This window comes from Burkholderia sp. M6-3, from assembly GCF_050858985.1.
Lineage (GTDB): Bacteria > Pseudomonadota > Gammaproteobacteria > Burkholderiales > Burkholderiaceae > Paraburkholderia > Paraburkholderia caledonica.
In genome coordinates this window covers 736,331-758,904 of sequence record NZ_CP110091.1, presented here as the reverse complement: position 1 = coordinate 758,904, position 22,574 = coordinate 736,331, and the positions used below count along the sequence as shown (strand labels likewise).

General features: G+C 61.0%; 20 protein-coding genes. 16 read left to right on the top strand and 4 right to left on the bottom strand.

From position 1 onward, the window contains the following. Window positions 1–191 precede the first annotated feature (191 nt). Genes coxB through OH764_RS20665 form a run of 6 tightly spaced genes read left to right on the top strand, consistent with a single transcriptional unit; the run spans window position 192 to window position 6,469 of the window. Window positions 192–1,289: a cytochrome c oxidase subunit II gene (gene coxB, locus OH764_RS20690; protein ID WP_498850578.1), complete on the top strand. Its 1,098-nt coding sequence runs from the start codon at window positions 192–194 to the stop codon at window positions 1,287–1,289. Beyond that, on the top strand, window positions 1,286–3,235 hold the full coding sequence (gene ctaD / locus OH764_RS20685; RefSeq protein ID WP_498850577.1) for a cytochrome c oxidase subunit I: 1,950 nt from the start codon (window positions 1,286–1,288) through the stop codon (window positions 3,233–3,235). Before coxB ends, ctaD begins: the two co-directional genes overlap by 4 nt. Beyond that, the gene (locus tag OH764_RS20680; protein ID WP_498850576.1) at window positions 3,232–3,882 is read left to right on the top strand and encodes a cytochrome c oxidase subunit 3 family protein; all 651 of its coding nucleotides are present in this window, start codon (window positions 3,232–3,234) and stop codon (window positions 3,880–3,882) included. Before ctaD ends, OH764_RS20680 begins: the two co-directional genes overlap by 4 nt. Window positions 3,883–3,894: 12 nt before the next feature. Continuing rightward, window positions 3,895–4,227 carry a hypothetical protein gene (locus tag OH764_RS20675; protein ID WP_498850575.1) on the top strand — a complete coding sequence of 111 codons (333 nt, stop codon included), beginning with the start codon at window positions 3,895–3,897 and terminating at the stop codon, window positions 4,225–4,227. Further along, window positions 4,200–5,168, top strand: a complete 969-nt coding sequence (locus OH764_RS20670; protein WP_498850574.1) for a cytochrome c oxidase assembly protein — start codon at window positions 4,200–4,202, stop codon at window positions 5,166–5,168. Before OH764_RS20675 ends, OH764_RS20670 begins: the two co-directional genes overlap by 28 nt. Further along, window positions 5,165–6,469, top strand: coding sequence for a c-type cytochrome (locus OH764_RS20665; protein ID WP_498850573.1), 1,305 nt, complete (start codon window positions 5,165–5,167; stop codon window positions 6,467–6,469). Before OH764_RS20670 ends, OH764_RS20665 begins: the two co-directional genes overlap by 4 nt. A 32-nt stretch (window positions 6,470–6,501) precedes the next feature. On the opposite strand, the gene OH764_RS20660 is transcribed toward OH764_RS20665, so the two are convergent. Further along, window positions 6,502–7,011, bottom strand: coding sequence for a GNAT family N-acetyltransferase (locus tag OH764_RS20660; protein WP_498850572.1), 510 nt, complete (start codon window positions 7,009–7,011; stop codon window positions 6,502–6,504). 284 nt (window positions 7,012–7,295) lie between these two features. On the opposite strand from OH764_RS20660, the gene OH764_RS20655 reads away from it, so the two are divergent. The 3 genes from OH764_RS20655 (at window position 7,296) to OH764_RS20645 (ending at window position 10,708) form a co-directional block, all read left to right on the top strand. Continuing rightward, window positions 7,296–7,829 (top strand): CinA family protein, encoded by a 534-nt coding sequence (locus OH764_RS20655; protein ID WP_498850571.1) that lies wholly within the window; start codon window positions 7,296–7,298, stop codon window positions 7,827–7,829. A gap of 93 nt (window positions 7,830–7,922) precedes the next feature. Continuing rightward, on the top strand, window positions 7,923–9,971 hold the full coding sequence (locus OH764_RS20650; protein WP_498850570.1) for a glutamine-dependent NAD(+) synthetase: 2,049 nt from the start codon (window positions 7,923–7,925) through the stop codon (window positions 9,969–9,971). Between the two features lie 149 nt (window positions 9,972–10,120). Further along, complete coding sequence (locus OH764_RS20645) at window positions 10,121–10,708, top strand: hemerythrin domain-containing protein (RefSeq protein ID WP_020068346.1); 588 nt, start codon at window positions 10,121–10,123, stop codon at window positions 10,706–10,708. 54 nt (window positions 10,709–10,762) lie between these two features. On the opposite strand, the gene OH764_RS20640 is transcribed toward OH764_RS20645, so the two are convergent. After that, on the bottom strand, window positions 10,763–13,069 hold the full coding sequence (locus OH764_RS20640) for an FdhF/YdeP family oxidoreductase (protein WP_498850569.1): 2,307 nt from the start codon (window positions 13,067–13,069) through the stop codon (window positions 10,763–10,765). Window positions 13,070–13,321: 252 nt separating this feature from the next. On the opposite strand from OH764_RS20640, the gene OH764_RS20635 reads away from it, so the two are divergent. Together OH764_RS20635 and cydB are read left to right on the top strand one after the other, a co-directional pair. Then, window positions 13,322–14,770, top strand: a complete 1,449-nt coding sequence (locus OH764_RS20635; protein ID WP_498850568.1) for a cytochrome ubiquinol oxidase subunit I — start codon at window positions 13,322–13,324, stop codon at window positions 14,768–14,770. Then, complete coding sequence (gene cydB / locus OH764_RS20630) at window positions 14,754–15,767, top strand: cytochrome d ubiquinol oxidase subunit II (protein WP_498850567.1); 1,014 nt, start codon at window positions 14,754–14,756, stop codon at window positions 15,765–15,767. Before OH764_RS20635 ends, cydB begins: the two co-directional genes overlap by 17 nt. A gap of 308 nt (window positions 15,768–16,075) precedes the next feature. On the opposite strand, the gene OH764_RS20625 is transcribed toward cydB, so the two are convergent. Continuing rightward, window positions 16,076–18,724, bottom strand: coding sequence for a glucose/quinate/shikimate family membrane-bound PQQ-dependent dehydrogenase (locus OH764_RS20625; RefSeq protein WP_498850566.1), 2,649 nt, complete (start codon window positions 18,722–18,724; stop codon window positions 16,076–16,078). Window positions 18,725–18,892: 168 nt separating this feature from the next. Between OH764_RS20625 and OH764_RS20620 the strand changes: the two genes are divergently transcribed. The 4 genes from OH764_RS20620 to OH764_RS20605 all read left to right on the top strand — a co-directional run bounded on the left by OH764_RS20620 (window position 18,893) and on the right by OH764_RS20605 (window position 20,800). Beyond that, window positions 18,893–19,300, top strand: coding sequence for an NUDIX hydrolase (locus OH764_RS20620; RefSeq protein WP_498850565.1), 408 nt, complete (start codon window positions 18,893–18,895; stop codon window positions 19,298–19,300). 72 nt (window positions 19,301–19,372) lie between these two features. Further along, on the top strand, window positions 19,373–19,600 hold the full coding sequence (locus tag OH764_RS20615) for a hypothetical protein (protein WP_498850564.1): 228 nt from the start codon (window positions 19,373–19,375) through the stop codon (window positions 19,598–19,600). Window positions 19,601–19,648: 48 nt separating this feature from the next. Continuing rightward, window positions 19,649–20,209 (top strand): hypothetical protein, encoded by a 561-nt coding sequence (locus OH764_RS20610; protein WP_498850563.1) that lies wholly within the window; start codon window positions 19,649–19,651, stop codon window positions 20,207–20,209. A gap of 78 nt (window positions 20,210–20,287) precedes the next feature. Further along, window positions 20,288–20,800, top strand: a complete 513-nt coding sequence (locus tag OH764_RS20605; RefSeq protein ID WP_020068336.1) for a hemerythrin domain-containing protein — start codon at window positions 20,288–20,290, stop codon at window positions 20,798–20,800. Between the two features lie 125 nt (window positions 20,801–20,925). On the opposite strand, the gene OH764_RS20600 is transcribed toward OH764_RS20605, so the two are convergent. After that, window positions 20,926–21,426 carry a YciE/YciF ferroxidase family protein gene (locus OH764_RS20600; RefSeq protein WP_498850562.1) on the bottom strand — a complete coding sequence of 167 codons (501 nt, stop codon included), beginning with the start codon at window positions 21,424–21,426 and terminating at the stop codon, window positions 20,926–20,928. A 158-nt stretch (window positions 21,427–21,584) separates the two neighbouring features. On the opposite strand from OH764_RS20600, the gene OH764_RS20595 reads away from it, so the two are divergent. After that, window positions 21,585–22,460, top strand: coding sequence for a manganese catalase family protein (locus tag OH764_RS20595; RefSeq protein ID WP_498850561.1), 876 nt, complete (start codon window positions 21,585–21,587; stop codon window positions 22,458–22,460). Window positions 22,461–22,574: the final 114 nt, after the last annotated feature.

Below are 22,574 nucleotides of genomic sequence, written 5' to 3'. Positions count from 1 at the left end.
GGCTTTATGCGCATCTGACATTTTATTAGCGAACGCCTGCGATATGAAGAGTGTTTCCGTAAGACCGCCACGACGAGCGTAAGCGAGTGTAAGCGGCCTGAGCCGCCCATAGTACGCCCAACGCCTGATCTGGTCCGGTACAGGGATTGCTAAGCCACTCACAAAAGCCCCATGAGCCATTGCGCCCAAGCATGAAATCCGGCCAAGCACCCCGAACCGATCTGCAGCGCGTTGCAGGCAGGCCGCCGCGCGGCGCGATTGCGCTCAGGGCCGCAGCCGCTCTCGCGGCTGCTTTATCCGGCGGCCTTGCGTTCGAAGCGCCCGCCGCCCCGGCTCACGACGCGCTGCGTCCAGCAGGCGTGCAGGCCGCGCACATCTTCTCACTCTGGACCGTCACGCTGACCGTCTGCTCGCTCGTGTTCGCGGCGGTGCTGATCGCCCTGCTCCTCGCCGTGGCGCGGGCGCCGCGTGTCAGCCGCGATGCGAGCCCGGATCTGGGCTCGCTCGAGCGCCCGGAGAGACGCGTGGGCCGCGTGGTGAGCGGGGCGTCGATTGCGTCGGTGGTGTTGCTCTTCGGGCTGCTGCTCGCCGATATCATGACGGATCGCGCGCTCTCGCGACTACCCGTCGCCGGCGCGGTTCATCTGGAGATGACCGGGCATCAATGGTGGTGGGAGGCGCGCTACGCGGACGACACGCCCGGCAGCGGATTCGCGGTCGCGAACGAACTGCACGTGCCAGTCGGGCGGCCCGTCGTCATTTCGCTCAAAGCCGACGACGTGATTCATACGTTCTGGGTGCCGAATCTGCACGGCAAGAAGGACATGATTCCAGGCCGCGAATCGACGATCGAATTCCGTGCCGACCGCGCCGGCACGTATCGCGGGCAGTGCGCCGAATTCTGCGGCCTCGAACACGCGCTGATGGCATTCACGGTGGTCGCCGAGCCGCCCGCCCAGTACGACGCGTGGGTCGCGCGCCAGCGGACGCCTGCACCGCAGCCTGTCGACGCGCTACAGGCGCAAGGCGAGCGGCTCTTTACGACCGGCAACTGCGCCGGCTGCCATACCGTGCGGGGCACGTCCGCAAACGGGGTGATCGGCCCCGACCTCACCCACGTGATGAGCCGTCCAATGCTGGCCGCCGAAACATTCGAAAACACCCCCGCCAATCTCGAGTCCTGGATCAAGGCGCCCGGCAGCATGAAGCCAGGCACCACGATGCCGGCAAGCCAGCTGTCGGCGCAGGACCTGAATGCCCTTATCGCATGGATAAGAACTCTCCAATGAGCGAACGCCAATCCCCGCCAGGACGGCCGGCCGCGCATCTGGTGGACGGCCCCGCTGCCGGCCAGCAGGTCGCCGAAGCGCTTGCGCGCACATGGAGCGATTCCCCGGGCTGGCTGGGCCGGCTCTCCGCTGTCAACCACAAAACCGTGGCACGGCGCTTCGTGATCACCACGTTCGTTTTCTTCCTGTTGGGCGGCCTCCTCGCGCTAGCCATGCGCCTGCAGCTCGCGCGGCCCGGCAATCGTCTCGTCGGTCCCGAGCTATACAACCAGCTTTTCACGATTCACGGCACGACGATGATGTTCCTCTTCGCCGTGCCGGTCATGCAGGCCGTCGCCACCTGGCTCGTGCCGCTGATGATCGGCGCGCGCAGCGTCGCCTTCCCACGGATGAATGCCTACGCCTACTGGGTCTTCCTGTTCGGCGGCGTGACGCTTTACGTGGCGTTCGTGCTCGGCGCCGGGCCGGATGCAGGCTGGTTCAGTTACGTGCCGCTGGCCGGGCCTGATTACTCGACGGGCAAGGGTGTCGACATCTGGGCGCAGATGATCACCTTCACCGAACTCGCCTCGCTGCTCGAAGCGGTCGTGCTCATTACGACGATCTTCAAGATGCGCGCGCCCGGCATGTCGCTCAACCGCATGCCCTTATTCGTGTGGGCCACGCTGATCACGCAATTCATGGTGCTGTTCGCGATGCCGGCGGTGATGCTCGGCAGCACCGCGCTGATTCTCGACCGTCTGGTCGGGACGCATTTCTACAACGCGGCGCGCGGCGGCGACGTATTGTTGTGGCAGCACCTTTTCTGGTTCTTCGGACATCCCGAGGTGTACCTGATCTTCATTCCGCCGCTCGGCTTTCTTTCTTCGATCATTCCAACGTTCGCGCGCCGCCCGATTTTCGGCTACCCGGTCATGGTGCTCGCGCTGATCATGACGGCCTTTCTCGCGTTCGGTCTATGGGTGCATCACATGTTTGCGACGAGTATTCCGGCGCTCGGCAAGAACTTCTTTACAGCCGCCAGTCTGGTAATCGCCATCCCCTCAGGCGTGCAGATCTTCTGCTGGATCGCTACGCTGTGGACCGGCCGCCTCAATCTGAAGACGCCGCTATGGTTTGCGCTCGGCTTCTTCTTCATTCTCGTGCTGGGCGGCATGACCGGTGTGATGCTCGGATCGGTGGCGCTCGACTTGCAGGTACACGACACCTATTTCGTGGTCGCGCATCTGCATTACGTCTTACTCGGCGGCGCGGTATTTCCGCTATTCGGCGCGTTCTACTACTGGTATCCAAAAGCAACTGGCCGGCTGATGAGCGAGACGCTGGGGCGCCTGCAATTCTGGCTGTTCTTTATCGGCTTCAACGTCGCGTTCTTTCCAATGCACGTGCTCGGTCTGCACGGCATGCCACGCCGCGTGTGGACCTACCCGCACGGCATGGGCTGGGACGGTATGAACCTGGCCGCCACGATAGGCGCGCTAACGATAGGTGTCAGCGTGCTGCTGTTTATTGTCAACGCGGTGCACAGCTACCGGCATGGCGAAGTGGCGGGCGCCGATCCGTGGGGCGCGGGCACGCTCGAATGGAGCACCACGAGTCCGCCGCCGCCGCACAACTTCGACGCGCTGCCAGTGGTTCACGGACGCGACCCTTTGTGGGAACCCTCAGCGCAGCCTGCCTACGTCAGCGGCCTTGCTGCCGAATCGCGTGAGGTGTTGTCTACTACTGCGCTCGACGCGCTGCCCGATTTGCGTCTGCTGTTTCCGTCGCCTTCCATCTGGCCGTTTATCAGTGCGGTGGCGACCACCGTGCTGTTTATCGGCTCGATCTTTTCGCCATGGGCTGTCGTGTGGGGCTCGGTGCCGGTCACGGTCGCGTTGATCGGCTGGTTCTGGCCGAATCGCGGCCAGAACCAGCAAGCGGTGCAACTGGAGCAGCGGCCATGACGGAACTGCGCAAAGCGCCGGTAGACGCGATGCAAAACGATGCGGGCGCCACTCCCGTGCTGATGCTGGACGTGCGCCATCTGCCGAGCTTCGGCTTCGGGCATCGCAGCCTGATGTGGTGGAGCACCATCTGCCTGATGCTGATCGAGGGGACCGTTTTTGCCATCGCGGCAATGACGTACTTTTATCTACGCGGTCTCACTGCAAAGTGGCCGCTCAATGCGGCGCCGCCCGACCTTCTGTGGGGCACCGCAAACACCGCGATTCTCCTGGTGAGCATGTGGCCAAACCAGCTTGCAAAGCGAGCTGCGGACCGCCAGCAGCGCGCCCGCGCGCGTCTGTGGCTCTCCGTATGCCTGGTTTTCTCCGTGGGCTTTCTGGTGGTGCGCGGCGTAGAGTTCGCCGCACTGAACGTGAGCTGGTACACGAACGCCTACGGCTCGGTCGTGTGGCTGCTGCTCGGCCTGCACACGACGCACCTCATTACGGACACATTGGACACCGCGGTGCTCGCCGTGCTGCTGTTCACCGGTCCGTTTGAAGGTAAACGTTTCGTCGACGTGAGCGAGAACGCGCTGTACTGGTACTTCGTCGTACTCAGCTGGTTGCCGATCTATGCGGTGATCTACCTCGCTCCCCGCTTGTGATGGAGGTTTGCCATGCGAACCTGGCTCGCGCTCCTCGGCGCGCCTTCCGCGGTACTGGCCGCGCTGAGCGCTGACTATGCGCTCGTCACGCCCTCCTGTGCGTGGCGAACGGTCCTGCCTCTGGGCAGCGTGACCGGCAGTGCGCTGCTGTTTTCGATGGTCGCCACGCTGCTGGCGTGGCGCCGCTGGCGCGAGACCGGCATGATCGCCCCCGCGACGGCGACCGCGCTCCCCGCGCGTCCCGCAATGCTTGCGTGCGCGGCCACCTGGGTCGGCATGCTGTCGACGCTTGCACTCGTCGCAATGTGGATACCGCAATGGCTTATTTCCCCCTGCGTGCAATGAACAAATCAATGCGCTGCGCACTCGCGTTGGCCGTATTGTGTATTCCGCCGGGCGCACAGGCACATGTGCTGACTGCCGCGGAGAGAAGCGCGCCGCCCGTGCTGCGCTGGACTTTCGAACCATGGGTCGTCGCACTGCTCGTCGTGAGCCTCGGCCTCTATGCAGCCGGCTACCGGCGTCTGCGCGCGCGCAGCCGACGCGGGCGCGGCATTCGCACGCGTCAGCTATGCGCGTTCATAGCCGGATGGCTCGCGCTCGTCGCCGCGCTCAACTCGCCACTCGACGCATTGAGCGCGGCGCTCTTTTCCGCGCATATGGTTCAACATGAACTGATGATGATCGTGGCCGCTCCGCTGCTCGTGCTCGGCCGACCGCTCGCGGTATGGCTGTGGGCCTTTCCTCCCGCGGCACGGCACGCGATAGCCGCGGCGGTCCGCACGCCGGTGCCGTACGGACTGTGGCGCGCGCTGTGTGCGCCCACCGTCGCATGGCTGCTGCACGCCGCCGCGCTGTGGGCGTGGCACATGCCCCGCTTTTTCGAAGCGGCGCTCGCGTCGGCCGGTATCCATACGCTTCAGCACGCGAGCTTCCTGCTGAGCGCGCTCGTGTTCTGGTGGGTCGTTTTCGGAGAAGGCGCGCGGCGCGATCAAAGCGGCTATGCGATGTTGTCGCTCTTCACGACGATGGTTCACACCGGCGCGCTGGGCGCATTACTGACGCTTGCGCCGGGGCTCTGGTACCCGGCTTATATCGAGCCAACCTCGGCGCTCGGCTTCGATCCGTTGCAGGATCAACAACTCGGCGGCCTCGTAATGTGGGTGCCTGGCGGTCTGGCCTATCTGATCGCAGCGCTTCTGACTGGCGCGCGCTGGCTGACGCATCGAGCGCCAGTCACCCTCATGCCTAACACACTGGCCGCGCGTCGGGATACCACCTCATGATGCGGCGCTTCAAACTGATCGTGCTGGCCGGCACGGCGATGCTCGGCGCGTTCACGGCTCCGCGTGTCACAGCCGAGCCCGCCGGCGCATCGGACCCGGCGCTCGCGGCCCTCGTAGCGCGTGGTGAATATCTCGCGAAAGCCTCGGACTGCGCGGGTTGCCACACCGCCGTCGGCGGACAAGCCTATGGCGGCGGCTTGGGACTCACGTCGCCATTCGGCACGATCATGAGCAGCAACATCACGCCGGACCGCCGGTACGGCATTGGCGCCTACAGTTACGAAGATTTTGCACGTTCCGTGCGGGAGGGCGTGTCGCCGGGCAACAAGCGGCTTTATCCGGCGATGCCGTATGCGTCGTTTTCAAAAATGTCCGACGACCACATGCGCGCGCTTTACGCGTATTTCATGCACGGTGTAAAACCGGCGCCCGAACCGGCTCCGCCCACCAAGCTGCCGTTCCCCTTCAATCAGCGCTGGGTGCTTTATTTCTGGCAACTCGCGTTTGCACCGAAAGAACCCTATCAGCCGAAGGCCGGACGTGACGCGCAGTGGAATCGCGGGGCATTTCTCGTGCAAGGTCCGGGGCATTGCGGCGCATGTCACACGCCTCGTGGGCCAGGCTTTCAGGAACGCGGCTACGACGAGTCGTCGCCCCTGTATTTGACGGGTGGAGTCAACGACAACTGGTTCGGGCCGAATCTGACCCGCGATCCGGGCTCGGGACTCGGACGTATCGGCGAAAAAGATCTTGCCGCATTTCTGAAGACGGGACACGGTGCGGGCCTCGTCGCATTCGGCTCTATGGTCGAGCAAGTGGAAGACAGCACCCAATATCTGACCGACGAAGATGCGCTCGCCATGGCGCACTACCTGAAGTCACTGCCGGCGCAAAAGCCCTCCGGGAGCTATGAGCCGCATGCGCAGCCCGACTTGCCGTCGCGCAACGGCAATCGAGTCGATGCGCCTCAATCGGTCGGTGCGCGGGTCTATATCTCGTTCTGCGCGCGGTGCCACGGTGTGCAAGGCGCGGGCGTGCCCAATGTATTTCCGCGGCTGGCTGGCAACCCATCAGTGATCACCGAAGATACGACCTCGCTGATTCGCTTGATGGTGGAAGGCGGCAACAGTCCCGCGACTATTAGCGGACCGCCACGTCAAGCAATGCCCGGTTTCGCTCAAACGCTCACCAATGCGCAAATGGCGAACGTGCTTTCATGGATCCGCACTTCATGGGGCAATGACGCACGACCTGTAACGGCCAACGACATTCAATCGCTGCGCGAAAAAATTCACAAGTAGCGTGGCTCGCAGCCTGTGCGATTCAATGTGCATTACGCCCCGCGCGTGGTGGCCTCGCGCTGGTTATCGGGCGCCTGTCCGTCGAGGCGCTTTTCGAAGCAGCACGAATCGTCTTTGCTCACGTATGGGCCATAGGGTGCGATGCGATGGAAACCGTGTCTCTCGTAGAACTCGATCGCGCGACGATTGTTCACGTGCATGCCGAGCCATAACGCCTGATAGCCTAGATCTGCTGCTTCTTTCTCGAGTCGCGCGAGAATCGCACTGCCTGCGCCCTCCGCGCCGGGGCGCGCATAGAGGCGCTTGATCTCGGCAATGTGCTCGCCTAACGGCCGAAACGCGCCACAGCCAAGCGGCGTTGAAAAGCCGGTCCTCGCAACGAGAAAGCGCGAGCGCTCAAGTGCGACGTCGTGAATGGAAAAGCGGCTCTGTCCGCCATCGCCGGTAAACACGGCCAGCGTCGCGCTCAGTTCGTCGAGTAGCGTCTGTGCGTCAATCGAGGACGGATCCTCGCGGTTGATAACGATTGTTGGAAACATCATGTACGTCGCCTCCCTAGCCGTCACATGCGAAGCAAAAAGAGCAAGCGCTGTACCGACAACAAAGCGGCGCGCAAACGCTGCGCGTGCAGCCCAGAAAAAAGCGGCTCGCCGTGTGGCGCGCCTAACCGAACAAACAACCATGGCGTCCCGGTGAAGGGACAAGCGCATCGAGCAATCGCCGTGCCGCTGGATGAAGACGAATGCGCCACGGGTATTGCACTTGCTCGATGACAACTGACTGGCTTATCGTAAATGAACGAGCCCGGATAAACGAGGACGAAAAAATGAACATTCCCCGCAGCGTGGTTGGATTTCTCTCGTCGCGCGGTCTTGTGATCGCAACCGCCGAATCGTGTACCGGCGGTCTCATTGCATCCCTGCTGGCAGACGTACCGGGCAGCGGCGCATGCCTCGACGTGGGCCTTGTCGTGTACTCGCCGACGGGTAAATGCGGTGTACTCAACGTGCGGTCGCAGACGATCGAAGAACATGGTCTGACGAGCGAGGCAGTCGCCCGGGAGATGGCCACAGGTGTACTCGCACTCGAAGGGTGCTCGGCCAATATCGCAGTCTCGAATACGGGGCTCGCGGGTCCGCCGCCGAAAGGCACGGATCTGCCGGCAGGCACACAATGCTTTGCGTGGCGATACAAGCGCCGGGACGGTGAATTCATGTTTGCCGAAACGCGAGTGTTCGACGGAGACCGCACCACCATCCGCCGAAACGCAGCGCTTTACGCGCTTTCGCGAGTCGAGTATTACTTCAATCAGTTGCCGAACGTACGATACGCTCGACCCGGTTCGCCGCACGCCGCCTGAACGCGTCGCGAACGCTGCATCGGGCTGTGTTCAACACTGGTTGGAGCGGATAAGCTTTCGCATCCAACCGGCTATTCATAGGCGCCGCACATCATGACACAATCATTCTTCAACTTGTACAGTCACGATTTTGCACGTGTCGCGGTTGCCGTTCCGGTGTGCCGCGTGGCCGATCCCCAATTCAATGCGCAACAGACGCTGCAACTGGCCCGCGAGGCCGCACAAAAAGGTGCGCTGCTGGTCGTGTTTCCCGAACTCGGCATATCGGCCTATACGTGCGACGACCTCTTCCACCAGCGAGCACTGCTCGACGCTTGCGAATCGGCAATCGGCGAGATCGTTGCGGCCTCTACGAGCATACCCGCGGTACTGGTGATCGGCGCACCACTGAAGATCGAGCATAAGCTGTTCAATTGCGCATTAGTGATTTCGAACGGCAAGCTGTGCGGTGTGGTCCCCAAAAGCTACCTGCCGAACTACGGCGAGTTCTACGAAGCCCGCCAGTTCAGTGCGGCGGAGAACGCGTCGACATCCGAAGTGACGTTATGCGGACAGCATGCGCCCTTCGGCGCGTCATTGCTGTTCGACGTCCCGCACGCACCGCTCTTTCGCTTTCACGTAGAAATATGCGAGGACGTATGGGTTCCCGTGCCGCCGTCGTCGTTTGCGGCGCTCGCGGGCGCGACAGTGCTCGTCAATCTTTCGGCATCCAATATTGTGATCGGCAAGTCCGGTTATCGGCACCAACTGGTTGGGCAGCAATCCGCACGATGCCTGTCCGCGTATCTATATTCCTCTGCAGGCCGCGGCGAGTCTACAACCGACCTTGCATGGGACGGCCAGGCGCTGATCTACGAAAACGGCGAACTGCTCGCCGAATCCGAGCGTTTCGTCGACACGTCCCATGTGATTTACGGCGACATCGACCTTGAACGGCTGTCGCGCGAACGAATGAGGCAAACCACGTTCGGCCAGTCCACGCGCCGCCACGCAAACGAGGTCGGCAAATTCCAGGTGATCAGCGTGCCGACCTCGCTTCCCGATGCGGAGCATTTGCCGCTCATGCGTTCAATCAACCGTTTCCCTTATGTGCCGTCAAATCCCGCGACACGCGATGAACGCTGCGCCGAGGTCTACAACATTCAGGTGCAGGGGCTGCTGCAAAGACTCGGCGCGGCTGGAATCTCGAAAGTGGTAATTGGTGTCTCGGGCGGCCTCGATTCCACGCAGGCGCTGCTAGTGTGCGCAAAAGCCATGGACCGGTTGAAGCTGCCGCGCTCGAATATTCTTGGCTACACGATGCCGGGCTTCGCGACCAGCAGCCGAACACTCCAACAGGCGAAAGATCTGATGCAAGCCGTGGGCTGCTCGATGGAGGAAATCGACATACGCCCGAGCTGCATGCAAATGCTTCACGACTTGCACCATCCGTTTGCGTCGGGCGAAAAACAATACGACGTCACGTTCGAAAACGTTCAGGCGGGCGAGCGCACCAGTCATCTTTTCAGGCTCGCCAATTTTCATCAGGCAATCGTGATCGGCACAGGCGACCTGAGCGAACTGGCGCTCGGATGGTGCACCTATGGCGTGGGCGATCACATGTCGCATTACAGCGTCAACGCAAGCGTGCCGAAGACGCTGATTACGCATCTGGTGCGCTGGGTCGCCGAGTCCGGGCAGGTCGGCGACGCGGGCTCGCATGTGCTGGAGCAGATACTGGCGACCGAGATCAGTCCGGAACTGGTGCCCGGCAAGGTCGACAAAGTCATCGACCAGAAGACCGAAAGCATTATCGGCCCGTATGAGTTGCAGGACTTCAACCTTTATTACCTGTTGCGCTTCGGCTTTTCACCGTCGAAGGTCGCGTTCCTCGCGCATTGCGCATGGGCCGACCGCGAGCGCGGCGTCTGGCCGGCGGGTCCACATGTGGCGCGCAACGAATACACGCTTGGCGATATCAAGCGCAATCTGGCGATCTTCGCCGAACGCTTTTTTCACACCAGCCAGTTCAAGCGTTCCTGCATTCCGAATGCGCCCAAGGTGGGATCGGGCGGCTCGTTGTCGCCGCGCGGCGACTGGCGTGCACCGAGCGACAGCGAGGCAACGATCTGGCTGCGAGACATCGAAAGGATTCCCGGTTAGCGGGACGTTGCAGGTATGGCGAATGCGGTGTGTGGCGCATCCGCGAGCGCCCGCATGCCGGATTCGCGTGCCCATTGCGCATGTCGACTTCGCGTGCAGACAATCCCCACAAACCGACGCGCGGCGCCGCGTCATTCTGGAGAACTGCCATGCCCGATACCAATTCGTCGATGTCTCCCACCATTACCGCGATGATCCGGCTCGATCATATGCATGTACTTGCCGCGTTTCATCGTTATCACACAGACACGCCGTGGTGGCGCAAGCGCGCAATCGTCAATTCCGTCTGTGCGGCACTCGAAATTCACGCGCAACTCGAAGAAGAGATCTTCTATCCAGCATTGGCCGGAGTAATGAGCGAGGATAAAACACTCGAAAAGAGCCAGCCCGAACACGACGAAATGCGCGCCACGATCGCAAAGCTACGCGCAAGCGGACCCGAGGATGCCGCATACGACGGTCTTTTCCAGCAACTGATGCGCGAGGTCATGCATCACGTGGCCGACGAAGAGACCGTACTACTGCCCGCTGCCGAGCGGGCCTTGAAAGGCGAGCTGCGTTCGCTCGGCTCGAAAATGACACGCCGTAGAATGCAGCTTCTTGGTGAGCGTCCGCGCGAAATTGCAGTGAATACCGCAGGTACATTCCCGATTGCGACTTTCCTGCTCGGGTCTCTGCTCGTGATCGGCGCGACGCAATGCTTGCCGAAGTCACGCAGATCGCGCTACGCCGATTGACCGTGCTGAAAGTGGATCGCGAATCCGCCGGGCAATCCTCGCCCGGCGGGTCTGTCATGGAGCAGGTGTCGTAATCGGTTTCTCGACAATACGCACCGGAATGGACTTGGCGCCAGGCACTTTACTTTCTTCGGCGCAATGCCAGAGCGGCAGCAGCGGATTGCATTCCGGGTAATAGCCGGCAATGCAGCCACGCGGAATGTCGTAAGCCTTGACGGTAAGGCCGCTTACGCGCCGGTCGAAGCCGTCGTCGGAAATGGTCTGCAAGCCGATCTTGTCGCCTTCGGTCAGACCGCTCGCCGCCATATCGTCCTCATTCATCAGCACAATCATGCGGTTACCCTTCACGCCGCGAAAGCGATCGTCCAGCGAGTAGATCGTCGTATTGAACTGGCTGTCGGAGCGCAGTGTCATTAGTCTGAGCGCGTCCGTTTCGCGCTGGGGCATGTCGGGATCTTCACCGAGTGCCTTCGGCACCTGAAACTCCGCTTTGCCGCTTTTCGTCTTCCATTGCCGCTCGCGGGCGGGGAGAGGTTTGTGAAATCCGCCGGGCGTCCACATGCGCTGGTTGAAGTCGTGGAATATCTCTGGATAAGTCTTTTCTATTTCGTTGCGCACCACCGAGTAATCGTCTCGCCACGCATCCCAATCCACGTTGAAGCGAGTGCCCAGTGTCGCTTTCGCGATTCCCGCGACGATATAGGGCTCCGAGCGAATGTTGTCGCTGGCCGGTTCCGCCACGCCGCGCGAACCGTGCATGCACGCGGTGCTGTCTTCCATTGAGACAGCCTGGTCGCCGCTCGCCTGCCGGTCGATTTCGATGCGGCTCAAGCACGGCAAAATGTACGAGATCTCACCGTGTACGAGATGACTGCGATTGAGCTTGGTCGCAACGTTCACATTAAGGCGCAAACCTCGCCACGCGGGTTCTATCCGCAAGCGGTCCGGCACGGAACGCACGAGATTGCCGCCGAGGTTGAATACGCCCTTCACCTCTCCTTTGAGCATGGCTTCAAAAGCTTCGACGGTATTCATGCCTTTTTTGCGCGGCGGCTCAAAGGAGAACTGGGTTGCGAGCTTATCGAGCGGCGCCAGTTCGGGCTTCTCTGTTATGCCGACCGTGCGCTGCCCCTGCACGTTGGAATGACCGCGCACAGGCGAAGGCCCAGCACCGGGCTTGCCCACGTTGCCCCGCAGGAAGAGCAGATTGCACACCATGCGGACGTTTTGCACGCCCAGCCGGTGTTGCGTCAGTCCCATTCCGTAGTGGACGATCACCGCATTCGCCTTCATGTACTCGTCTGCGGCCGCCTCTATCGCGTCGCGAGTCAAACCACTGACCTTTTCGATGTCCGCCCACGAAGCCTCGCGCGCATAGCTTGCAAATGCTTCGTAACCGGTCGTGTGATCGCGGATGAAATCCGCATCGACGACACGTGGCGCACCTTGCTGGATGGCGAGATCGTCCGCGGCAATCACCGCCTTGCAGATGCCGAGAATTGCAGCGGTATCGCCGCCTGTCTTGAGTTGATGATACTGCGTGCTGATCTGCGTGTTGTCGGGCGTGAGCATCTGCACCGGTGATTGGGGATTCGCAAAACGCACCAGCCCCGGCTCGCGAAGCGGATTGAACGTGATGATCGGCACGCCGCGTTTGCGCGCGTCCTGCAATTGATGAAGCATGCGCGGGCTGTTGGTGCCCACATTCTGGCCAAAGAAGAACATCAGGTCCGTCTTCTCGAAGTCGTCGAGCGTAATGGTGCCGACGCCCACTCCGATCGCTTCCTTCAGCCCGACGCTGGTGCTTTCGTGACACATGTTGGAGCTGTCGGGCAGATTGTTTGTACCGTACATGCGCGCTAAAAGCTGGTACATGTACGACGTTTCGAGCGACGCTCGGCCCGACGCATAGAACACCACACTGTCCGGCTCGAGCTTGTTGAGCTCGCGGCCGATTTCATCGAACGCCTGTTGCCATTCCACTTGCACGTATTTGTCGGTGGCTGGATCGTAGCGCATCGGCGCGGTGAGCCGCCCCGCTTCTTCCAGGTCATGGTCGTGCCATGACAGCAATTCGGTCACGGTATGCAGTTGAAAGAACTCTGGCGTCATTCGCTTGGCCGTGAGGTCCCAGGCGGTAGCCTTCGCGCCGCTCTCACAGAATTCGAAGACGTGTGGGTCGGCCGGCTTGGCCCACGAACAGCTCACGCACATGAAGCCGTCCGGCTTATTCTGCTTCGCTAGCACAGCACTGTCTTTCAGGCCGACATGCTCCTGCGCGAGGATTGTGGTAACTGCCTTCAGCGATCCCCATCCGCCCGATGCGTAGGGGTAATCTCGTGTCGTGTCCTTTTCTTTCATTACGGTCTCCGCGCGAACGTCAATACACAACGAGAGCAAAGTGTGTACCTGTTGGCATAAAGAGCGCATGCTCCTGACAATACGGTTACGAGTCTTTCGTACCGTCTCGCGCCGACGTCCACGCTCTGTCGGCGGACACAATCTGGCCGCGCATTTGCTTATACATTTGCTTATATTCAGAAGCACGCTTTGCGACGCAAAATTGCGATTCCGTCCATCAGGTCAGCCACGTCCATTACTCGAGGTACCGTAATGCCACCCTCGGTCGACGCACTATTTCTTGCCCGAACGCAGTTCGGTTTCACCATCGCCTTTCACATCATTTTCCCGGCAATGTCCATCGGGCTCGCCAGCTATCTTGCGGTGCTCGAGGGCGCATGGCTTTTCACCGGCAAGCCGGTTTACCTGGCCGTATTCCGCTACTGGCTGACGATTTTCGCAGTGGTATTCGGCGTAGGCGTGGTGTCTGGCCTTGTCATGTCATATGAGTTCGGCACCAATTGGGCGGGCTTTGCGTATCGGGCAGGACCTGTTGTCGGCCCGCTTATGGGTTACGAAGTACTGACCGCGTTCTTCCTGGAATCCGGCTTTCTTGGTGTGATGCTGTTTGGCATGACCCGCGTCGGCCCCAAGCTGCATTTTCTTGCCACGGTGCTCGTTGCTATCGGCACTTTGCTAAGCGCCTTCTGGATTCTGGCCGCAAATTCATGGATGCAAACGCCGCAAGGATTCGCGCTGGTCGACGGCCGCTTTTCTCCCACAGACTGGCTCAGCATCATCTTCAATCCGTCGTTTCCCTACCGGCTCGTGCATATGGTGCTCGCGGCCTATCTCAGCGTGGCGTTCATCGTCGGCGCGGTGGGTGCGTGGCATCTGCTGCGCGATCCCGGTAACGAGCCCGCGCGCCTAATGGCTTCCATGGCGCTATGGATGGCGTGCATCGTCGCGCCGATCCAGATTCTCGCCGGCGACGCGCACGGCGTGAACACGCTCAAGCATCAGCCCGCAAAGATCGCCGCGCTTGAAGGCGACTGGGAGTCGAAGCCAGGCCAACCGCTGATTTTGTTCGGCATGCCAAACATGAAAACCGAGACTACCGACTACGCCGTCGAGATCCCGCATCTGGGCGCGCTGATCCTCACACATACATGGAACGGCTCTATCAGAGGACTCAAGGAATTCGCGCGTGAAGACCGCCCCTTTTCGCCGCTTATTTTTTGGGCTTTTCGCATCATGGTCGGCCTTGGCGTGCTGATGGCGCTGACCGGTTTCGCGAGTCTGGCACTTCGAGCGCGTCATTCGCTTTATCGCGCGCGGTGGCTGCACCGGCTGATGGTCGCAATGGGACCGTCCGGCCTCATCGCCCTGTTATGTGGCTGGACCGTGACCGAAGTGGGCCGTCAGCCTTACACGGTGTATGGCCATTTGCGCACCGCCGACAGCGTGTCGCCCATCGCCGCGCCCGGCGTCGCGACATCGCTTGCGGCTTTCGGCGTCGTGTATCTGATCGTATTCGGCGCGGCGATGGTATTTGTGCTGCGTCTCATGGCGAGGCCGCCATCGCTCGCGACAGAAGGGCCCGCCAAGGACAAGCCGCATCGCAGCGCGGGCATCACGCCCGGGCCGGCGCAACGGCAGCCCGCATCGACCACCACTGGCAACACTTCTGTACGGGACGATCGCCATGACCGCCACGATTGATCTGCCGCTCGTCTGGGCCGCTATCCTCTCGTTCGCTGTACTTGCCTACGTGCTGCTCGACGGATTCGATCTCGGCGTGGGCATCCTGTTCGCCGTCGAACGCAGCCGGGACGATCGCGACCTGATGGTGAACACCATCGCCCCCGTATGGGACGGCAATGAAACATGGCTCGTGCTCGGCGGCGGCGGGCTTTTCGCCGTGTTTCCGCTCGCCTATTCGATCATCCTTCCTGCGCTCTATCCGCCGATCATCGCAATGCTGCTCGCACTCGTCTTTCGCGGCGTGGCCTTTGAATTCCGTTTCCGCGCCACAGGTTCAGGCCGCGCGTGGTGGGACGTCGCTTTCTTCTCGGGTTCCACCATGGCCGCTTTGTGCCAGGGACTCGTGCTGGGCGGGCTGCTTCAGGGCATCCATGTGAAAGGAGTTTCGTATTCCGGCGGCTGGTGGGACTGGCTTACCGGCTTCACGGTGCTGTGCGGCCTCGCCGTGGTCGTCGGTTATACATTGCTCGGATCGTGCTGGCTGATCTGGCGCACCGAGGGACCGCTGCACGAGCGCTGCCGGCGTTATGCGCGCACCACGGCAGTGGCGGTGCTTGCGCTGATCGTCGTGGTTACGCTGTGGACGCCGATGCTGCAAGGCTCGCTCGCTGCGCGCTGGTTCCGCTGGCCGGACATTGCATTCACCGCCGCCGTGCCGGTATTGCTGATTCTTCTCGCGGCCGGCTTCTGGCGCAGCCTATCGGCGCGGCGCCAGGCGCTGCCTCTACTCTTCGCCTATGGCATTTTCATTCTTTGCTATGCAGGTCTTCTGATCAGTCTGTATCCGTATCTCGTGCCACCTGCCATTTCGTTCCGCGATGCCGCCGCGCCGCACGCGAGCCTCTTATTTCTTCTGGTGGGTGCAGCGATTACCGTTCCGATGATTCTCGGCTACACGGTGTATGCCTATTCGGTTTTCAAAGGCAAAATGCGTCCCGGCGAGGGATATCACTAACATGTGGCGACGATTCGCATGGTTTGTCGGCCTGTGGTTGCTGGGCGTTTCAACCGTCACCCTCGTGGCAGGCATATTGAAAGCTGTATTACACGCCGCTACGCATTGAGCGATCTTCGAACCTTCTGCATGCGTCGGGGCGGCTGGAATGTTTGCGTGCTGACGCGTAACGTTTTCAAACGGATGCACACTGGGATGCATTCGCTCACTTGACGCAGAAACTCGCGCGCCCCTTGCAAGCGCGCGGCGGCCCCGAACCGCGATGTTCCTGCGGCAACCGCTCGCGCGCGATCCTAAGAAACGTTGTTTCAGGGCAGCGTGTACGCGATCACGTAATCACCTTGCTTCGTGCCAAGCGAGCCATGCCCGCCCGCGGTGACCAGCACATACTGCTTGCCGTTGCTGTCGGCGTAGGTCATTGGCGTTGCCTGCCCGCCTGCGGGCAAGCGGGCTTGCCACAACCGGTCGCCAGTCCGTACATCGTAAGCGCGCAGATAGTAATCAAGCGTACCGGAGAGGAATGCCACACCGCCTGCAGTCGTGATCATGCCACCCAAACTCGGCACGCCGAGCGGCATGGGAATGGGCAACGGCGCGCTATCGCGGATCGTGCCGTTCTTGTGTTCCCACACAATGTGGTTCGTGCGCAGATCGACCCCCGCGACATATCCCCACGGCGGCGCCTGGCATGGAATGCCGAGCGGCGACAGGAACGCATTGAGCTCGAAACCGTACGGCGTGCCGCGAGCGAGCTTGATACCGCTCGTTTCACTGCCCTTCTTCTCTCCGTTATCGGACGGAATCTGCGAGCGCGGCACCAGCTTTGAAGTGAAAGCCATGTAACTCGGATTCGCGATCAGTATTTGCCGAACCGGGTCCACTGCAATGCCACCCCAGTCGAACACCCCGAAGTTGCCCGGAAATACGAGCGATCCCTGCTCGGACGGCGGCGTGAACATGCCGTCATATCGCAGCGATTTGAACTTGACGCGGCACCACAACTGATCGAAAGGATTGGTACCCCACATGTCGCGTTCCCGCACTTTCGGCGGCTTGAAGTTCAGTGCGGAGAACGGTTGCGTAGGCGAAGTGTGATCGCCGGTTCCCGCGCCCTGCGGCACCGGTTCTTCCGTGATCGGCACGATCGGCTTGCCGGTCTCGCGGTTCAGCACGTACAAACTGCCCTGTTTCGTCGATGCGATCAGCGCAGGTTGCACGCCACTGGGTGTCTGCAGATCGATCAGCGAAGGTTGGCCGCCTACGTCCATGTCCCACAGATCGTGGTGAGTGAACTGGTAATTCCAGCGCATCTTGCCGGTTGCGAGATCCAGTGCAACGACGCCAGCCGCCACTTTCTCCGAAGCCGGCGTGCGCATGCCGCCCCACTGGTCGGGTGTCTGATTGCCCAGTGGCAGATACACCATGCCGAGCTTCTCATCCACACTGAAGACCGACCACATGTTCGGCGAATTGCGCACGTACGTCTGGTTGCCGGCAATCGGCTGGGTCTCCTCTGGATTGCCCGCATCCCAGTTCCACACGAGGTGACCGTCGTGCACGTCGAACGCGCGGGTGACCCCCGAGGGCTCGTTGGTCGACTCGTTATCGGTGACATGGCCGCTGATAATGACCAGATCGCGGGTCACCGCGGGCGGCGACGTCGAGTAATAACCGCCCGGCGTAAAGGGGCCGATATTCGTGCGCAGGTCGATTTGACCGTTATTGCCAAAATGCGTGCATGGCTGGCCCGTGTCGGCATTGAGCGCGATCAGTCGTGCATCGGCGGTCGGCAGGAAGATACGGCGCGGGCATTCAGCGCTCACGGCAGCGGCGGCCGTTTGCTGGGTCGCAGCCGACGTATCGCTGGCGGCCGTGGCTGCGGATGCCGACTGCGCCACGCCCGCCGCTGCGGAAGCACCGTTGGCCGCGTCAGTGGTTGCCGACGCGCCATCCGTCGCAGGCGCCGAAGCCGATGCTTGGGGATTCGAAGCGGCAGCGCTCGCAACCGAATCGCTGCTTGCAGCCGCGCCTTCAGTAGGCGCTGAAGTCGGCACCGAAGCCGCCGCCGCATTATCCGCCGCTGCTACCGCGGCATTTGCCGGATACATGGCGTCGTCGTGATACGACACGCCGCGGCAAGTCATATGTTCCCAGTGCTTGAAGCCAACGGGACTCTGAATATGCGGATCATATCGCCAGAGTTCCTTGCCCGACGCCGGATCGAGCGCGATCACGATACTGTGCGGCGTGCAAAGGAAGAGCTTGTTGCCGACCTTGATCGGCGTATTCTCATCGGTAGTTTCGGTGGGGTCGCCTGGGCCCGGCTTGTCGCCTGTTTCGAATTGCCAGGCCACTTTCAATTGCCCAGCATTTTCCGGCGTGATTTGCGTAAGTGGCGAGTAACGCTGACCGAGCGGCGAGCCGCCGTAGTCGGTCCAGTCGGCCGCCTGCCGGTTCGCGTCGCCGGCGATTGGTGAAGTAGGGGGAGCGGCAGTGGAAGCCAAGGTGCCCGCGCGATCATACGGATGGTTGAACGCCGTGACGAGGCCGAGCAGTACGGTCAGGATCACGGCGGCAGTCAACGGCACGACGCCCTCGCGATGCGCGGCCGGTGGCCCGAACACCAGTTTGCGTGTGACGGGCGGCAGCAATAGCCACAGAGCGAGTACAAGCCACACCCACAAGCGCGGCAGCAATTGCCAGAAGTCGAAGCGCGCTTCCACCACGGCCCAGACCGTCGAACCGAACAGAATCAGCGCGAATAACCATAGCGCCGAACGTCGGCGAATGCTGAGCAGCACGCCGGTCAACGCAATCGCGATACCAGTCACCACGTAATACCACGAACCACCCAGCGCGACGAGCGGGACTCCGCCCCCAGCTAGCGCCAGACCGATAATGATAAAGACGACAGCGGGGACGGCAAGTGCGGGAGGAAACCGATGTGGCTTCGACATATTCACCACCTCTGCAGACAATGATTCGAGTTGGATTACACGAGAAACGCCAGCGCCTGGCCGAAAGAGCTGTTTTTGCAAGTAGCATTTACGGTTCCCGGCGGACTCATCGGCAAGGCATGCAACATGCGGCGTGCGCCAAAGTCACACTGATTACCCCGACATGTCATGAAGCATCGAGCCACCGTCCTCTGCCTGCGCGCTAATCACATCCTGCTCGTCGCGAGATCGAACGGACGGTGGGCGCTGCCCGGCGGTCGATGCAAGGAAGGCGAGCCCGCGTTCGACGCGGCCGCTCGCGAGCTTCTTGAAGAAACTCAAATGAGCGACATGGCGCTGCGGTACATTTTCGAGTTCTGGGGCGCCCGCACTCGACACTATGTATTTGCCGCGCGTATTCCCGACCACGTCGAGCCGATACCAGGCAGTGAGATCAGCCGATGCCGCTGGGTCAGCCCGAAAGACATTCATTCGGCATGGGTCAGCGTGTCGACTCGCGGCATCGTTCAGATACTTCTGGAAGAAAGCAGTCCGATGGGGCCCGCACGGAGATCGAGCCCGTTGCGGGCATTCTGAGGGCACCCTGAGACGCGTGGCACGAGCGTTGCATGACGACGCTTGTCGCTTACTCACCCACGGAGTTTCACAATGGCAGGAGATAACTCGTTCAAGCCCGGCGAAATCGTCAAGACCTCTGGCATCTATTCAGTCGTTCACGACGACGGCAAAGACACCTTCGAAGTAACGTGCGTGGAGGGAGAACATTTTCCACCTACCCGCAGTGGCAAAGGCGCGCACTTTGAGCTCAAATACGCGGCCACGCACGCGCATCGGCACGGCGAATTGAAGGGCAGCGAAGCAAGGCAAAGCGTCTGACCGACGACCGATCGTAGAAATAGCGCGCCCGGCGAGGAGCACAACACGATGCCTAAAACTTCCGCTTCGCCGTTCGCTCTCGCCGAGCGCGCAATCATCAGTCTGTACGACGGCGGCGTTCTGTCGCCCGCTGTCCTCGAACGACTATTGGCCGTTTTCGCACAAGAGAACACTGACTGGGACACGAAACCGTCTCTACGTACCGTCGACGGCCGCTCGCTTCACGAAGTTGTTGTTCTCACCGTGCTGCCTGGCGAATCGTTACGTTCGGCGAGCAAATCCTTCCTGTCGGTAATCGAGCACATAGCCGGCGTAGCGCGAACTAACAATAGCGCGCGCGGCGCGAGCGCAGTAGAAGAAGCAGAGGACGTAGACGACCGCGAAGAAGAGTCCTCCAACCAGGATGACGACAGCGCGGAACTGGCTCAGCAATTGTCCGGCAGTGCTCGCGCTACGCGGCGCGGCCGTGCCGCGAACGTGAAAGACAAAGCGAAAGACACAGCCAGAAACAAAGAGAAAGACTCCGACGCACCCACGCGGCAGCCGAAGAGAACGGCAGCATTCAATCCGCTGCTGAACGCTGCAGCACCGCGCAAGAGCAAAAGCTGAACTGCGGCGCATGGGCACAGTGCTTGCGTTACCCCGTTCAAACCTGCCGCCAGGCGGCGTTTCAACACGGAGAGCGACATGCCCGAAAAACAACCGAACCCCAATACAGACGATGCACTCGAACTGCTGATCGCGGATCACCGCGCCGTCGAGCGACTATTCACCGCGTTCAAAGAAGCCAAAGAAGACGATCTGGAAGCGAAAGCCACGCTGGCACAGCGCGCGTGCGAAGAGCTCACGATTCACACCATCATCGAAGAAGAACTGCTCTACCCCGCTGCGGCTGAAGCGCTGCCGTCAGGCGATGTGGTCGACGTGGAAGAAGCGTACGTCGAACACTTTCTCGTAAAAACACTGATCAGCAAATTCGAAACGCTCAAGGCGGGCGATAAAGGCTTTGACGCGACGTTCAAGGTGATGAGCGAAATGGTGCAACATCACGTCGAAGAAGAAGAGAACGAACTATTTCCGGAATTGCGAAAGGCCAATCTCAATGTGAAGGGACTCGGTCAGAAAATCGCGCAGCGCAAGATGGAACTGCAGGGCAAGCTCGACGCAGTAGGCAGCCGTGCGGTCGGCGACAAGACCTGACGCGCAAAGTTGCCGCGGACCATGCCGTGCGCGTGGCTCGCAAGAAGACCGGCCCTGAACGGGCCGGATTAAAACATCAACACAGCTCTATCAGTCTCGCGTCGTTGTTGGCGAGACTTCCCCATTTACTTCTGCTGCTTCGCCTTTTCGTTGCCGGCTCGCTCAGCGAATTCGGTCAGCTTCAAATCCGTCGCCTTCTCTTCTTCCAGCGTTTCCTTCAGCAAATTGACCGCTTCGGTGAAACCCAGCTGCTTTCCGATCGCGCACAGGCTGCCGTATGCGGCGATCTCGTAGTGTTCGACCTTTTGCGCGGCGGCGACCAGACCCGCATCGAGCACTGCGCCTCTTTCCATTTCGTCGATCAGCTCCTGCCCTTCCTCGATCAGGCCTTCCATCGCGACGCACTTCATTCTTTTCAACTTCACGCCGCTCGTTTCTACAACCTTATCGATTCTTTCCACCTGACCTTGCGTTTCCTCCAGGTGCATTTTGAACGCCTCGCTCAATTGCGGATCGGACGCGGCACGCGAGAGTTTTGCCAATGCTTTGGTCAATTGCTTCTCGGCGCTATAGATATCCGACAGCATGTGAACGAACAGATCGTCGATGGTCTTTCGCTGTGTCATGTGCAACTCCCAAGGTAGTGGTTAGGAGCCCTGCAATCCGCAACGCGTGTGCCAGAACATCAGCACGCACGGGATGACCATTTAATGGCCCAGGTATGCGGAATGCGCAAGGAAGCGTGCAGTCGAAAGTTTCCCAACCATACTCAACGGAGAAACCAATGTTCGTCCACAACAAGCGACTTCAATACACCGTGCGTGTCGCCGCGCCCAATCCGGGCCTCGCCAATCTGATGCTGGAGCAATTCGGCGGACCTCAAGGCGAGTTGGCAGCCGCGTGCCGGTACTTCACTCAGGCCGTCGCAGAAGACGACCCAGGCCGCAAGGATTTGCTGTTCGACATCGCTACTGAAGAACTGAGTCACCTTGAAGTAATCGGCTCCATCGTCGCTATGTTGAACAAGGGTGCAAAAGGCCAACTCGCCGAAGGCGTCGAGCAGGAAGCAGAGCTGTACCGCTCGCTGACAGGCGGCGGCAACGATTCGCATACCACCGCGCTGCTGTATGGCGGCGGGCCTGCGCTCACGAACTCCGCGGGCGTACCCTGGACGGCTGCGTACATCGACACGATCGGCGAACCGACCGCCGACCTGCGCTCGAATATCGCTGCGGAAGCGCGTGCGAAGATCGTCTATGAGCGCCTGCTGAATGTCACGGACGACCCGGGCATCAAGGAAGCGCTCGGTTTTCTGATGACGCGCGAGATCGCTCACCAGAAGTCGTTCGAGAAAGCACTGCACTCAATTCAGCCGAACTTCCCGCAAGGCAAGCTGCCGGGTGTTCCGGAATTTACAAACGTGTACTACAACATGTCGGCCGGAGAAGGCGACGCACGCGGTCCGTGGAACGAGGGCCCGGAATGGGAATTCGTCGAGGCACCGCAGCCGGCAGTGGATGGCGGCGACGGTATGCCGTCGGTCAACGTGACGCAAGCCGATGTCGAAGTGCTAGGCGCGCTGGCCGAGAGAACCGCATCGGATACCGAATCGGATCCGATGACGGGCGCCGATCTTGGCTCGGGTAAGCAGCCGGGCTAAGCGATTCCCACGGCGCGCTGCCCCGCGATCAAGACGAAAAAATGCCGCGAAGCGCATTGCGCTTCGCGGCATTCGAACATCAGTTCCACGCTCGTTGAAAATCAAAAGTGACCG

Bases quoted from the DNA above. Each gene is read 5' to 3' on its own strand.
- OH764_RS20625 (WP_498850566.1), bottom strand. From the start codon at position 18,724: ATGTCGAAGCCACATCGGTTTCCTCCCGCACTTGCCGTCCCCGCTGTC.
- OH764_RS20615 (WP_498850564.1), top strand. From the start codon at position 19,373: ATGGCAGGAGATAACTCGTTCAAGCCCGGCGAAATCGTCAAGACCTCT.
- OH764_RS20605 (WP_020068336.1), top strand. From the start codon at position 20,288: ATGCCCGAAAAACAACCGAACCCCAATACAGACGATGCACTCGAACTG.
- OH764_RS20645 (WP_020068346.1), top strand. From the start codon at position 10,121: ATGCCCGATACCAATTCGTCGATGTCTCCCACCATTACCGCGATGATC.
- OH764_RS20680 (WP_498850576.1), top strand. From the start codon at position 3,232: ATGACGGAACTGCGCAAAGCGCCGGTAGACGCGATGCAAAACGATGCG.
- OH764_RS20660 (WP_498850572.1), bottom strand. From the start codon at position 7,011: ATGATGTTTCCAACAATCGTTATCAACCGCGAGGATCCGTCCTCGATT.
- OH764_RS20655 (WP_498850571.1), top strand. From the start codon at position 7,296: ATGAACATTCCCCGCAGCGTGGTTGGATTTCTCTCGTCGCGCGGTCTT.
- OH764_RS20635 (WP_498850568.1), top strand. From the start codon at position 13,322: ATGCCACCCTCGGTCGACGCACTATTTCTTGCCCGAACGCAGTTCGGT.
- OH764_RS20650 (WP_498850570.1), top strand. From the start codon at position 7,923: ATGACACAATCATTCTTCAACTTGTACAGTCACGATTTTGCACGTGTC.
- OH764_RS20600 (WP_498850562.1), bottom strand. From the start codon at position 21,426: ATGACACAGCGAAAGACCATCGACGATCTGTTCGTTCACATGCTGTCG.
- ctaD (WP_498850577.1), top strand. From the start codon at position 1,286: ATGAGCGAACGCCAATCCCCGCCAGGACGGCCGGCCGCGCATCTGGTG.
- OH764_RS20665 (WP_498850573.1), top strand. From the start codon at position 5,165: ATGATGCGGCGCTTCAAACTGATCGTGCTGGCCGGCACGGCGATGCTC.
- coxB (WP_498850578.1), top strand. From the start codon at position 192: ATGAAATCCGGCCAAGCACCCCGAACCGATCTGCAGCGCGTTGCAGGC.
- OH764_RS20675 (WP_498850575.1), top strand. From the start codon at position 3,895: ATGCGAACCTGGCTCGCGCTCCTCGGCGCGCCTTCCGCGGTACTGGCC.
- OH764_RS20595 (WP_498850561.1), top strand. From the start codon at position 21,585: ATGTTCGTCCACAACAAGCGACTTCAATACACCGTGCGTGTCGCCGCG.
- cydB (WP_498850567.1), top strand. From the start codon at position 14,754: ATGACCGCCACGATTGATCTGCCGCTCGTCTGGGCCGCTATCCTCTCG.
- OH764_RS20670 (WP_498850574.1), top strand. From the start codon at position 4,200: ATGGCTTATTTCCCCCTGCGTGCAATGAACAAATCAATGCGCTGCGCA.
- OH764_RS20610 (WP_498850563.1), top strand. From the start codon at position 19,649: ATGCCTAAAACTTCCGCTTCGCCGTTCGCTCTCGCCGAGCGCGCAATC.
- OH764_RS20640 (WP_498850569.1), bottom strand. From the start codon at position 13,069: ATGAAAGAAAAGGACACGACACGAGATTACCCCTACGCATCGGGCGGA.
- OH764_RS20620 (WP_498850565.1), top strand. From the start codon at position 18,893: ATGAAGCATCGAGCCACCGTCCTCTGCCTGCGCGCTAATCACATCCTG.